We start from the raw sequence: 12677 nt of genomic DNA on the forward strand, positions 1-12677 counted from the left end.
TTCTTGGCTTTAGTTTTTGTTATCACTGACTACAGAGTGTGCAGGCTGTCAGTTGATAATAACGATGGGACTAAAGACGAATATTCTTAAAGGGGATAAGTGTGAATAAATCTGAGCTGATTGAAGCAATTGCGGCATCTGCCGACCTACCTAAAGCGGCTGCTGGTCGTGCATTGGATGCGATGGTTGATACCATCACTGGTGCGTTAAAAGAAGATGATCAGGTTGTATTAGTAGGCTTTGGTACTTTCTCTGTAAAAGACCGTGCAGCACGTACGGGTCGCAACCCACAAACGGGTGCGGAAATCCAGATTAAAGCGGCTAAAGTACCTGGCTTTAAAGCGGGTAAAGCGTTAAAAGACGCTGTTAATTAATTGTCTTTTCGGCCTGCTGTTGCAACAGCCGTTGAGACAGTAGGTCAATCCAAAAGAAAGCGACAATAATTACAAAATAGAAGTTAATATTTGAATTTTAAAAGGCGCATCTTACGATGCGCTTTTTTTGGTTAAGGAATGCTCATTGGGGGCTTAAATGCTGCAAAATATTCGAGATAATAGTCAGGGGTTAGTGGCCAAATTTATTATAGGTTTGATCATTATACCGTTTGCCTTATTTGGTATTGATAGCCTGGTAGGTGGAGGCGGGCCGATTAAGGCCGCTACCGTTAATGGCGAAGATATCACCGCTCAGGAATTGGATCAGGCCCTCAACCTGGAGCGCCGCAGGCTACTTAACCGTATGGGCGAAAATGCAGACCCCTCAGTGCTGACCGATCAACTACTGCGTGGCCCCGTACTTGAGCGCCTTATCCAACAGCGTCTACTGATGCAAGCGGCTGCAGATGAGTCTGTAGTGGTATCCCCCGCGGCTATCGATCAGGCGATCGTTAGTATGAGCCAATTCCAGGAAAATGGTCAGTTTTCACCCCAGCTCTACCAGAATGTTTTGCGTAGCAATGGCTATACCTCCGCTTATTTCAAAGAACTGATGTCCAGCGATATGGCCAACAACCAGCTTAATGCCGGTATTGCCGGTTCCGCTTTTGTCACCAATGCAGAGTTGGCCCAGGTGGCAGCTATTGTGGGGCAGCAGAGAAGCTTTCGTTATTTTATTCTGCCTAAAGCCAAGGTTGCAGCTCAGGTCACTATTGATGACGAGCAGGTACAGGCTTACTACGAGGCTAATATTGATAGCTTCCAATCAGATGATCAGGTCAAGCTTGAGTATATTGAGCTGAAGCAGCAGGATTTCTTTAAGCCCGTTGCAGATGAAGAACTACAGTTAGCCTATGAGCAGGATATGGAGTCTTTTGCTGCGGATGAAGAGCGCAGAGTGTCTCATATTCTGGTAGAAATTAGCGACGATCGCGATGAGTCTGAAGCCAGAGTTCGGGCTGATTCGCTGGTCGCCAAGCTGGCTAACGGTGATGCCTTTGAAGAGTTGGCTACCGAGTTTTCCGATGATAGAGGCTCGGCCCGTAACGCGGGTGATCTGGGTTATACCCAGGGTGATACCTTCCCGGCAGAGTTTGAACAAGCTCTGGCTGAGTTGGAGTTGGGGCAGGTATCAGCGCCGGTACTCACCGATGCGGGTTACCACTTGATCAAAGCCACAGAAATTAAGCAGGCAGACAAACCTTCTTTTGAAGACCGTAAGCCCGTATTGGCCCAGCGCCTGCAACTGGCCGCTGCTGAGGCGGATTTTATAAAGGCAGTTGAAGATTTGCGTGATCTGGTATTTAACTCAGAGGGCCTGTCATCTCCCGCTAAAGAGCTTTCGTTAACGGTTAGTCAATCGGGCCTTATCAGTCGTTCCAGCGCTACCGGCATACTGGCTAATAGCCAGGTTCTGGCGGCAGCTTACAGTACGGATGTATTGGAAGACGGCAATAATAGTGAAGTGATAGAGATTGCCTCGGACCAGTTTATTGTTGTCAATGTGCTTGAGCACCAACCACCTGCAGCCAAGCCCTTAGCTGATGTTAAAGCGACGATTGTGGACAGTCTGGCTGCCAGTCAGTCTACCGAGCTTGCCTTACAGCTGGCGCAGGAGTCTATTGCAGCTCTCGCTTCGGGCAGTTCCCTGCAAGAAGTGGCAAAAGCCGGTGGCTATGAGTGGCAGGTACAACAGAATGTTAATCGTAACAACAGTAGCGTAGATCGCAGCTTAATGTCTGCAGTATTTGCTCTGCCTGCTGCCGCTGGTGATGCAGTGGTTACTGAAGCTATTAGCCTCTCTAATGGCGATGTGGCGGTGGTCCAGCTTGAAGAGGTTGAGAATGGTGATTGGGCACAATTTTCCATTGCTGAACAGCGTGGCTTAAAAACAGAACTGGAGCGTAATTCCAGTACGCGCAGCATGACTGACTTTATCAACTTGCTGAGAGACAACGCAGAAATCACTATTTTATAAACGTCTTCAGTCAGATTATATTTTTATTTAGGAGTTTTATCCGTGTACAAGGTACTCACATTAAATCAAATTTCCCTTAAGGGGCTGGACCGCTTACCTCGCGATAGCTATGAAATCGCCAGTGAATTCTCCAGCCCGGATGCCGTATTACTAAGAAGTCATAAATTAAAGCCGGAAGATATTCCAGCTTCAGTCTTAGGCATAGGTCGCGCAGGTGCTGGTTATAACAATATTCCAGTGGATTACTGTACCGAGCAGGGCATTCCAGTTTTTAATACGCCAGGCGCTAATGCCAACGCAGTAAAAGAGCTGATTGTATCTGCATTGACCTTGGGCTCACGGGGTATTCTAGAGGGTATTGAATACGTTAGTACCTTATCAGATATGACTGACGGCCCTGAAATGAGCAAGCTGTTAGAGAAAGAGAAGAAACGCTTTAAAGGTAATGAATTAGCCGGTAAAACCTTGGGTGTTATTGGTTTGGGTGCTATCGGTTCAATGGTGGCAGATACGGCTCTTAGCTTGGGTATGAATGTGGCGGGTTATGATCCGGCACTGTCGGTGGATGCGGCCTGGCGTTTATCCAGTGATATCAAAAAGGTAGATAATATCGCCTCATTGGTTTCGCGTTCAGATTACATTACCTTGCACCTGCCGGTATTAGATGCCACGCGTAATATGGTCAACAGTGACTTACTGTCTAACCTGAAAGAAGGCGCAATTTTATTAAACTTCGCGCGTGAAGAAATTGTTGATACCTCAGCCGTTGTCACTGCGTTGGAATCTGGCAAACTGGCCAAATATATTGCTGACTTCCCATCGCCGGAATTAATTGGGGTTAGAGGGGCTGTATTGACGCCGCATATTGGCGCCAGTACCGATGAAGCAGAAGAGAACTGTGCCGTTATGGCGGCAAACCAGTTAAAAGATTTTCTTGAGAATGGCAATATCAAAAACTCTGTTAACTTCCCGCCATTAAACCTTGAACGCACACCGGGTTGTGAGAGTGTTCGCCTGTCGATCAGTAACCGGAATGTACCCAAAATTCTGGGTAATATTCTTTCTATTCTGGCTGATGAAAATATCAACGTCGTGGATATGCTGAATAAAAGCCGCGATGAAATCGCTTATAACCTGATTGATGTGGATACCGCACCACCGGAAAGCGTACTAAAACAGATGGCTGAGATTGAAGGTGTAGTTAATGTGCGCCTGATTGGCTAATAGCCTTGGCCGATTGCTCTAAAGGGGTTCTTTCGAGAGCCCTTTTTTGTGCCCGCTGATTAACGGCACTGTTGACAAGGTAGGGCTGGTGGCTCTACTGTTTATTGTAAGCAATGATTATAAGGGGTGGTTTATGAATGTGTTCACTGGGCTAAAGGGCGTTCTACTTATTGGACTGGCGATGCTATTGCAGGCTTGTCAGCCAAGCTATACCGCTGAGCAGACAGAACACTATTCAAGAAAAATTGGCATCATCAACCAGTTTGAAATCAGTCGTTGGCACAACCGGGTTATTACCGCCGATAACCGATTAAGTGTCGTTAGTGATAATGTTGAAAATGTTGATGTCATTATGTTGAGCCAAGTGGTAGCTCATGGCTTGTCGCCCTATTTTAAACATGTGGTGGGAGGTGAGTCCAAAGATACCCTGCCTGCTGCTATGGCTTTAACCAAAATACAGAACAATAATTATTTGGTGTATATAGAGATTGCTGAAAAGGATGCCATTATCGAACCGGATGAAGCTGAACCAACCACTAATTATAGTCGTATGAAGTTAATACTGACCGTTGTTGATGTGGTCAGTGAAACCACAGTCGACAAAATTACGTTAACTGCAGAAACCTCGAACTTTAATTTTTGGGGTAATGAGTTGCCGGAGTTATTAGCCAAACCCATTGCTTTTGTCGGCGAGAATCTAACGGATACACCAACCGGTAGTTAATGATGGCAGGTGGATTAAACGATTTAGAACAGCACTTACAGGGGCAGTCGGGCAAGCCGCCGTTACACCTTTGGCACCCTGAACTCAGTGGCGATATGGATATTGTGATTAAAGCCAATGGCGATTGGGTACATGAAGGTACTGCGATTAAACGTAAACCTCTGGTTAAATTATTTGCGTCAATTTTGCGCCGTGAAGAAGATGGCGAATATTACTTGCTAACGCCAGTAGAGAAGTGGCGTATTCAGGTGGAGCAAACGGCATTAACGATTGTAGATATGGATATCATTGAGCCGGGGCGGGTCGATCAAAAAATACGATTTACCAGCAATGTCGACGAGCAATATACCCTTGGAAAAAAATACCCGTTAACCGTTTCTTCCACAGACAGTGGTCGTGAGCCTTTGCCGGTTTTGGCCTTGGATCAACAGCTAACAGCGAAATTAAATCGCGCGGTATTTTATCGGCTGGCAGATTTGGCGGTAGAAAAAGAAGGGGGTTTTTACGTGACTAGTGATGGGGTTGAATTTAAGCTGGATGCTTAAGTCTGTCGCCCCCGCGAAGGCGGGGGCGCAGAAAGAATACACTACATATTCGGGTAATTCGGTCCACCCAGACCTTCAGGTGTTACCCAAACAATATTCTGTGCAGGGTCTTTAATATCACAGGTCTTGCAGTGGACACAGTTCTGGCCATTAATCTGGAAACGCTTTTCACCACTTGCTTCTTCAACGATTTCATAAACACCGGCAGGGCAGTAGCGCTGGGCGGGCTCATCATACATTGGCAGGTTTTTCTGCAAGGGTATATCAGCATCTTTTAAGGTTAAGTGACAAGGTTGGTCTTCTTCGTGATTTGTATTCGAAAGGAATACGGAAGACAACTTATCAAAGCTGATAACGCCATCGGGTTTGGGGTATTCAATTGTGGGCATATCAGCGGATGGCTTTAGTGTTGCATAATCCGGTGTTTTGTCACGCAGGGTAAATGGAAGTTTACCCTGGAAAATACCTTGATCGATAAACGCCAAACCTGCACCAATAATGCCACCAAATTTATGCAGCAATGGTCCAAAGTTACGCCACTTTTGCAATTCATCATTCAGCCATGAACCATTAAACCGATTAGCGTAATCCACCAGATCAGCGCCAGCAGAAGCTCCTTCTGCTGTTAGTGCAGCATGCAGTGTGTCGCCGGCCAGCATGCCTGATTTCATTGCGGTATGGCTGCCTTTGATTCTTGCGAAGTTCAGTGTGCCAGCGTCATCACCGACTAATAAACCACCGGGGAAACTCATTTTAGGGCGAGACTGAGGGCCACCTTTGATCAGCGCTCTGGCACCATAAGAAATACGGGTGCCACCTTCTAGATAGCTTTTGATCTTTTCATGCTGTTTCCACTGCTGAAATTCATCGAATGGGGAAACAGAAGGATTGTCATAGCTGAGTGGTACCACATAGCCAATCGCGATCTGATTACCTTCAGAGTGGTACAAGTAGCTACCAGAAGCTGTACCTTTGGAGGCGGGCCAGCCGGTCGTATGAATAACCAATCCCGCCTTATGCTTGGATTCGTCAATTTCCCAGATTTCTTTAAAGCCGATACCGTAATGCTGTGGGTCACAGCCTTCATCGAGATTAAACTTCTCAATCAACTGTTTGCCTAAGTGGCCTCGACAGCCCTCTGAAAATACGGTGTATTTGGCGTGTAGCTCCATACCGGGCATATAAGCGTCTTTGTGGCTGCCATCAGCGGCAACCCCCATATCACCGGTGGCAATACCTTTAACACTGCCATCGTCGTTATACAGGACCTCAGCGGCGGCAAAACCGGGGTAGATCTCAACACCCATTGCCTCAGCTTGTTCTGCCAACCAGCGGCAGACATTGCCCAGGCTAACGACATAATTGCCATCGTTATGAAAGCCGGGGGCAAACAGCAGGGGAACGCCAATCGCGCTGGACTGGCTATTCATCAACATCACCTTATCTTCAGTGACGGGAACATTTAGCGGGGCACCACGCTCTTTCCAGTCTGGAAACAGCTCAGCAATAGCCTTGGGGTCCATCACGGCACCGGATAGGATATGTGCACCGACTTCTGCGCCTTTTTCTACCACACAGACTGTGATGTCTTCACTTAGCTGGCGAATACGGCAGGCAGCTGACAGGCCCGCAGGGCCAGCACCGACGATAACAACGTCGAACTCCATAGATTCACGTTCCACAACAAATGTCCTCATAATCATCAATTTAGATAGCGCGGGGGGGTTATATCCGGGGCGCTCGAAGGGCGCTAAGTATATAAGTTCATTCACAAAAGTGCCAACAGCCATAGGAAGATTGACCTGCTAAACCCATAACAGGGGTGAATATGGCCAATTCATTGGCTAAATAAGCTTTTAGAAGCCGCTGTTTGGCAGTTTATGTATGTTTGAGTGTCAGAAAAAGCTATTGACCTTCGGGGCCACAAGCGTCAACATACGCGCGTTTTTTCGGGGCTATTCGCTATTTATCGGGTTTTACCGGCGACTGGCCAAATTCATGACTTCAAAACGGAGAATCTTATGAAGGTTCTTGTTCCTGTTAAGCGTGTTGCTGACGCTAACGTAAAAGTGCGTGCCAAGTCTGATGGTACTGGCGCTGATCTGAACAATGTAAAAATGGCTATCAATCCATTCTGTGAAATTGCAGTTGAAGAAGCTGTTCGCTTAAAAGAAGCGGGCACCGTTACTGAAATCATCGCGGTATCCCTGGGTGATAAGTCCTGCCAAGAGCAGATTCGTACTTCTTTAGCTCTGGGAGCTGATCGCGGTATTCAGGTAGAAACCGATGCTGAATTACAGCCTCTGGCTATTGCCAAACTCCTCAAAGCCATTGTCGATAAAGAACAGCCAGATATGGTTATTCTGGGTAAGCAGTCCATTGATGGTGATAACAACCAGACTGGCCAAATGCTGGCTGCCTTAGCGGGCATGCCTCAGGGTACTTTTGCCTCTGAAGTAGTTGTTGCTGACGGTAAAGTGAATGTTACTCGTGAGATTGATGGTGGTTTACAGACTGTTGCTTTAAACCTGCCGGCGATTGTTACTACCGATCTTCGTTTAAACGAGCCTCGTTATGCTTCTCTGCCGAATATTATGAAGGCCAAGAAAAAGCCATTAGATGTAATGACACCGGAAGAGTTGGGTGTTGATGTTGCTCCTCGTTTGACCACCGTTAAAGTTGAGCCACCTGCAGAACGTGCAGCGGGTATCAAGGTTGAGTCAGTCGAAGCGCTTGTCGATAAACTGAAAAATGAAGCGAAGGTGATCTAATGAGTATTTTAATTTTAGCTGAACACGATAATGCTTCTATCAAAAGCGCTACCTTAAATGTGGTAACAGCTGCGGCAGCCATCGGCGGTGATATCACTGTTTTGGTTGCTGGCTCTGACTGTGCTGCTGCGGGTGAAGCTGCTGCAAAAATTGCCGGTGTTAGTAAAGTACTGGTAGCTGATAATGCCGCCTATGCTAATCAGTTAGCTGAAAACGTTGCCCCGCTGGTCACTGAATTAGCCAGTGATTACGGTTATATCCTGGCGCCTGCGACCACAACGGGTAAAAACGTTGCTCCTCGCATTGCCGCTTTATTAGATGTTGCTCAAATCTCTGACATTATTGCTGTTGAGAGCGCTGATACATTTAAGCGTCCTATTTATGCAGGCAATATTATTGCAACCGTGCAATCGGCTGATGCTATTAAAGTGATTACCGTTCGTGGTACTGCTTTTGATGCGGCTGCAGCTGAAGGTGGTTCTGCTGCGGTTGAAGCCATTGCCTCTGCCCATGATGCAGGTATTTCAAGCTTTGTTGGCGAAGAGGTTGCTGTGAGTGACCGTCCTGAACTAACGGCTGCTGGCGTCATCATCTCTGGTGGTCGTGGTATGCAAAATGGTGAAAACTTCGCCATGCTGGAAAAAGTTGCCGATAAGCTCGGTGCTGCTGTAGGTGCATCACGTGCTGCGGTTGATGCGGGTTTTGTACCTAACGATATGCAAGTCGGTCAAACGGGTAAAATCGTTGCGCCAGATCTGTATATTGCTGTGGGTATCTCCGGTGCTATCCAGCATTTGGCAGGTATGAAAGACAGTAAAATCATTGTTGCCATCAACAAAGACGAAGATGCTCCTATCTTCCAGGTAGCAGACTACGGTCTGGTTGCTGATTTGTTTGATGCAGTTCCTGAGCTGGATGCAGCGCTGTAACTGGATTTTAGTACAAAAAAACCCGGCATTAGCCGGGTTTTTTTATGCCTGTTAGTCAGGCTAAGCTATGAGTTGTATGGTTGGATTAGTCTCGCCGTAATTTATCTGAGACAGCAATAGGTGTCATGCAGTTAAAGATAACTATATAAGAAGAAATAACAAAGGTAATAATCGCCGTGGCCTGGATCAGGTGCGAGGCCTCTGTGCCTATCAGTGATGCGCCGGTTGCTACATAGGCTATTAATAATGAGAACTCACTGATTTGCCCCAGGCGAAAGCCAATATCCCAGGCCAGCGGTTTTCGTTCGCTGACATTGCGTAGCAGACCGTAATAGATGACGGGTTTTAGGCCAATAATTAATAAAGCCAGAATAGCGGCGGGTAATAAAATACTACCCAGTAAACTTAAGTCAAAACGTGCGCCCAGCGAGAAAAAGAACAATACCAAAAAGAAGTCTCTCAAGGGTTTTAGATTGACCGCAATATATTGGGAGATAGGGCTGGTTGCCAAAGAGATTCCTGCGATAAATGCACCAATTTCCGCAGAGAGTCCAACCATATGGGCCGCTTCTGCCATCCCTAAACACCAGCCAATAGCGAGTAGGAAAATATATTCATGGAAGCGATCAAAGGTTTGAATCAGTTTCAGTAAGATATATTTAACAAAGCCAATCGCAAAAAGGATAAACAAGGGCAGGGCGATAATGGTTTTACCCAGTAACATTAAATCAAACTCACCCAGATCACCGCTAAGCAATATCAGCAGTACAAAGATGGCGATAACATCCTGAATTAATAGTAGGCCGATCATCATCTCACCCATATGGCGGTGGTGAAGCACGGTGGTAGGTAATAATTTAATCCCAATAATGGTACTGGAAAACATCATTGCGGCACCGACAATAATGGATTCGGTATGGGTAAAGTTAAAGCTCCAGGCAACGGAGTAACCGATAGCGGCAAAGGCAATCGAGCTGATAATGGCTACCCAGGAGGCTTTCTTCATTGTTGAAAGCAGGGCCTGGGGTTGCATATCCAGACCGAGCAAAAATAATAAGAAAATAATGCCGAAGTGGGCGATATCGGATAACAGTTTTAAATCGGTAACATAGCCCATGCCATAAGGGCCTATAAGTGCGCCTAAAGCAATATAAGCGATGATCATAGGCTGGCGGGTATAGAGGGCAACCGAGGCAAGCACGGCGGCACCTGAGAATATCAGGAAAAAAGCAAAGGTAATGCTGTTTGGGTCCATGATAATGATTAGCCGATTATAGTCTTTACAGGATTATTACGTTAAACCAATAAAAAGGCCACTGAATAGTGGCCCTTAACGAATTATTCAAGCGTCATTCCCACGGAGGCGGGAATGAGAGGGCTATTTTAACGCCTTTTAAATAATGGTTCGGGCTGGTCAATGGCCGCCTGATAAGCATCACTAAAATCAGCGAAGCTATCCAGAGCTTTATCGAGGTCAACACCGTCGAGGGCAAAGGCATTAAAGCCACAGCGATTCAGAAAGTATAGCTGGTCCCGAATAAAGCCACCAATCGCTCTTACTTCACCCTGATAGCTATGTTGCTCACGCAATTCACGGCCATAAGTAAAACCACGGCCATCCGCAAAGGCGGGGAAGTTAATGGCAACAACCTCAAAGCTGTCCAGGCTATCGGCAATAAGTTGTGGTGACTCATCGCTATTTAACCAAACGCCTAGTTGACCTCGCTGGGCCAGAGTGTCTTTTTGCTGGTTCCATAAAGCGAGTGGAATAATCACTGCACCTTCAGGAACTTCGGTCGCTTCATTATCCAAAACCTGCCAGCTATCATCGACAACAGCGCCGTCTTTAATCATTTTATTTGGCATAGACTTTCTCCTTAAACGGATCAATGCCGACACGTCGGTAAGTGTCGAGGAAGCTTTCTTCTGCGGTGCGCAGACCCACATAAGTATCGAGAATTTTTTCGACGACATCGGGAACATCGGCAGCGGAGAAAGAAGGACCAAGGATTTTAGCTAGCGAGGCATCTTTATCCTGACTGCCACCCAGGGATATTTGGAAAAACTCCTGGCCTTTTTTATCTACTCCCAAGATACCAATATGACCGATATGGTGATGACCGCAGGCATTCATACAGCCCGAGATATTCAGATCAATAGGGCCAAGGTCATAGAGATAATCAAGATCATCAAACTTTCGCTGGATAGCCTCAGAGACGGGTAGCGACTTGGCGTTAGCCAAGGCGCAGAAATCACCACCGGGGCAGCAAATCATATCCGTTAGATAATTGATATTAGCCGTCGCAAAATTCTGTGCCTGTGCTTGCTCGAAGACAGCTAGCAACTGGTCTTTACGCACATGGGCCAAAATAAGGTTTTGCTGATGGCTGGCGCGTATCTCTCCAAAGGAAAACTGGTCTGCCATATCGGCAACGGCTTCCATCTGCTTATCCGTTAAATCACCGGGTGCATAGCCTGTAGCTTTAAGTGATAAGGTCACCATGGCGTAGCCGGGAGCCTGATGGGCGTCGACGTTACGTTTTAGCCAATTAGAAAATGCCGGGTTTTGCGCAGCTTGCTCTGCTAATGCAGTTTCAGCGGCGGCATCATCAATAGTGGCGTAATCCGGTGAGCGGAAAAACGACTTGGCGCGATCAAATTCGGCCTCTGTTAGCGTAGAGGGACCATCTTTGATGGCTGCCCACTCTTGCTCAACTTTCTCACGGAAGGCATCAATGCCCATGGCGCGAACAAGAATCTTGATTCTTGCTTTGTATTTATTATCACGACGCCCCAGCTGGTTATATACCCGTAAGATCGACTCCAAATAAGTGATCAAGTGCTGCTTCGGTAAGAAATCAACAATCTCGGTAGCAATCACCGGCGTGCGGCCCAGGCCGCCACCCACTAATACTCGGAAGCCTGTTTCACCGGCAGCGTTATGAACAACTTCAACACCAATATCGTGCATCTGCGTTGCTGCGCGATCCGCTTCTGAAGCGCAAACAGCGATTTTGAATTTACGGGGCAAAAAGGCAAACTCAGGATGGAAGGTAGACCATTCCCGGATAATCTCACAATAGGGGCGAGGGTCTTCCAGTTCATCCGCTGCGGCACCGGCAAATTGGTCAGTGGTGGTATTACGGATACAGTTGCCACTGGTTTGGATGGCATGCATCTGCACTGAGGCCAGCTCTTCCAGAATATCGGGGACTTCTTCCAGTTTGGGCCAGTTTAGCTGTAAGTTCTGGCGGGTACTGAAATGGCCATAGCCTTTGTCATAGTGACGGCTGATATGGGCTAGCTTTCGCATCTGGGTGCTATTAAAGGTGCCGTAGGGAATGGCAATACGCAACATAGGTGCTAAACGCTGCACATAGAGGCCATTTTGCAGGCGTAAAGGCAGGAATTGCTCATCGGTGATTTCGCCGGCCAGGTAGCGCTCTGTCTGGCCGCGATACTGTTTTACCCGTTCATCTACCAGGCGCTGGTCGTGTTCGTCGTATATATACATTGGAACCTTGCGTGTTAGCTAAAAATGACGCGGGATTGTACTAAATTTGATGGCGTTGGGCGAGATAAGTTTTTGAAATTGCTTGGTATATTTGTTCCTGTTCCTCCGGGCCATCACAGTGTTATTCCTGCGCAGGCGCATGGCTGCTAGGGAGGCCTATTGTGGCGTCGGCGTTTTAAGTCAAAAAGCCTTCAAGGCTCAGCATATAGTAGGGTGGATTATAATCCACCAAACCCAGCCCGGAGCCGTCATAACCGGTGGATTATAATCCACCCTACGTTATCTGGAGTATTTTACAGCCATGCGCCTGCGGTCAGTGAGTGATCAAATTCCCTTTTGATTTAAAGAGATGCTGCTATAATGCCGCCCAGAAAATATACCCACCCAACCGTATTACCTGAGGACAAGCAGTATGTCAGATCAAGAAAAGTATAATGATGGCTTAAACGATGCCTTTGCCGCCACCGCAGTGATTGCCCTTGTGGTCGGTACCGTTGTATTTTGGTTGAGCGGAATGCCCGTTTAACAAACGATTTAAGGCGCTCGAATGAGCGCCTT

The 12677-nt window shown here is 47.0% G+C and carries 12 protein-coding genes; 8 read left to right on the forward strand and 4 right to left on the reverse strand.

The annotated features are described in order from the left end of the window. Positions 1 to 101 precede the first annotated feature (101 nt). From BST96_RS16385 to BST96_RS16405, 5 genes are all read left to right on the forward strand, one after another. Positions 102 to 374 (forward strand): HU family DNA-binding protein, encoded by a 273-nt coding sequence (locus BST96_RS16385; RefSeq protein WP_085759730.1) that lies wholly within the window; start codon positions 102 to 104, stop codon positions 372 to 374. A gap of 157 nt (positions 375 to 531) precedes the next feature. Then, positions 532 to 2412: a SurA N-terminal domain-containing protein gene (locus BST96_RS16390; RefSeq protein ID WP_085759731.1), complete on the forward strand. Its 1881-nt coding sequence runs from the start codon at positions 532 to 534 to the stop codon at positions 2410 to 2412. Between the two features lie 42 nt (positions 2413 to 2454). Beyond that, positions 2455 to 3636 (forward strand): phosphoglycerate dehydrogenase, encoded by a 1182-nt coding sequence (locus tag BST96_RS16395; protein ID WP_085759732.1) that lies wholly within the window; start codon positions 2455 to 2457, stop codon positions 3634 to 3636. Between the two features lie 133 nt (positions 3637 to 3769). Continuing rightward, a complete protein-coding gene (locus BST96_RS16400; RefSeq protein WP_157117993.1) occupies positions 3770 to 4360 on the forward strand; it encodes a DUF4823 domain-containing protein in 591 nt (196 codons plus the stop codon). 2 nt (positions 4361 to 4362) lie between these two features. Beyond that, a complete protein-coding gene (locus BST96_RS16405) occupies positions 4363 to 4905 on the forward strand; it encodes a DUF1285 domain-containing protein (RefSeq protein ID WP_206045358.1) in 543 nt (180 codons plus the stop codon). 41 nt (positions 4906 to 4946) lie between these two features. Here BST96_RS16405 and BST96_RS16410 read toward each other — a convergent pair whose 3' ends face one another. After that, on the reverse strand, positions 4947 to 6587 hold the full coding sequence (locus tag BST96_RS16410; RefSeq protein WP_240554825.1) for an electron transfer flavoprotein-ubiquinone oxidoreductase: 1641 nt from the start codon (positions 6585 to 6587) through the stop codon (positions 4947 to 4949). A 339-nt stretch (positions 6588 to 6926) separates the two neighbouring features. Here BST96_RS16410 and BST96_RS16415 point away from each other — a divergent pair, with 339 nt between their 5' ends. Together BST96_RS16415 and BST96_RS16420 are read left to right on the forward strand one after the other, a co-directional pair. Continuing rightward, entirely contained in the window at positions 6927 to 7676 is a 750-nt protein-coding gene (locus BST96_RS16415) for an electron transfer flavoprotein subunit beta/FixA family protein (protein ID WP_085759735.1), read from the forward strand. Then, complete coding sequence (locus tag BST96_RS16420) at positions 7676 to 8605, forward strand: electron transfer flavoprotein subunit alpha/FixB family protein (RefSeq protein WP_085759736.1); 930 nt, start codon at positions 7676 to 7678, stop codon at positions 8603 to 8605. The genes BST96_RS16415 and BST96_RS16420 overlap by 1 nt, the downstream gene beginning before the upstream one ends. Before the next feature lie 85 nt (positions 8606 to 8690). Here the strand turns inward: BST96_RS16420 and BST96_RS16425 are convergent, their stop codons facing one another. The 3 genes from BST96_RS16425 to BST96_RS16435 form a co-directional block, all read right to left on the reverse strand. Next, positions 8691 to 9860 (reverse strand): cation:proton antiporter domain-containing protein, encoded by a 1170-nt coding sequence (locus BST96_RS16425; protein ID WP_085759737.1) that lies wholly within the window; start codon positions 9858 to 9860, stop codon positions 8691 to 8693. A 128-nt stretch (positions 9861 to 9988) separates the two neighbouring features. After that, positions 9989 to 10471, reverse strand: a complete 483-nt coding sequence (locus BST96_RS16430; RefSeq protein ID WP_085759738.1) for a DUF934 domain-containing protein — start codon at positions 10469 to 10471, stop codon at positions 9989 to 9991. Continuing rightward, entirely contained in the window at positions 10461 to 12119 is a 1659-nt protein-coding gene (locus BST96_RS16435) for a nitrite/sulfite reductase (protein ID WP_085759739.1), read from the reverse strand. Before BST96_RS16435 ends, BST96_RS16430 begins: the two co-directional genes overlap by 11 nt. A 412-nt stretch (positions 12120 to 12531) precedes the next feature. On the opposite strand from BST96_RS16435, the gene BST96_RS21500 reads away from it, so the two are divergent. Continuing rightward, a complete protein-coding gene (locus BST96_RS21500; protein WP_420814608.1) occupies positions 12532 to 12645 on the forward strand; it encodes a methionine synthase in 114 nt (37 codons plus the stop codon). The last annotated feature ends 32 nt before the right edge of the window (positions 12646 to 12677 follow it).

The sequence above is a fragment of the Oceanicoccus sagamiensis genome (assembly GCF_002117105.1).
GTDB classification, from domain to species: Bacteria; Pseudomonadota; Gammaproteobacteria; order Pseudomonadales; family Dasaniaceae; genus Oceanicoccus; species Oceanicoccus sagamiensis.

What these genes read in the sequence shown, in the direction of transcription:
- BST96_RS16430 (WP_085759738.1), bottom strand. Translation starts at nt 10,471, where the DNA reads ATGCCAAATAAAATGATTAAAGACGGCGCTGTTGTCGATGATAGCTGG.
- BST96_RS16435 (WP_085759739.1), bottom strand. Translation starts at nt 12,119, where the DNA reads ATGTATATATACGACGAACACGACCAGCGCCTGGTAGATGAACGGGTA.
- BST96_RS16400 (WP_157117993.1), top strand. Translation starts at nt 3,770, where the DNA reads ATGAATGTGTTCACTGGGCTAAAGGGCGTTCTACTTATTGGACTGGCG.
- BST96_RS16390 (WP_085759731.1), top strand. Translation starts at nt 532, where the DNA reads ATGCTGCAAAATATTCGAGATAATAGTCAGGGGTTAGTGGCCAAATTT.
- BST96_RS16415 (WP_085759735.1), top strand. Translation starts at nt 6,927, where the DNA reads ATGAAGGTTCTTGTTCCTGTTAAGCGTGTTGCTGACGCTAACGTAAAA.
- BST96_RS16420 (WP_085759736.1), top strand. Translation starts at nt 7,676, where the DNA reads ATGAGTATTTTAATTTTAGCTGAACACGATAATGCTTCTATCAAAAGC.
- BST96_RS16405 (WP_206045358.1), top strand. Translation starts at nt 4,363, where the DNA reads ATGGCAGGTGGATTAAACGATTTAGAACAGCACTTACAGGGGCAGTCG.
- BST96_RS16425 (WP_085759737.1), bottom strand. Translation starts at nt 9,860, where the DNA reads ATGGACCCAAACAGCATTACCTTTGCTTTTTTCCTGATATTCTCAGGT.
- BST96_RS21500 (WP_420814608.1), top strand. Translation starts at nt 12,532, where the DNA reads ATGTCAGATCAAGAAAAGTATAATGATGGCTTAAACGATGCCTTTGCC.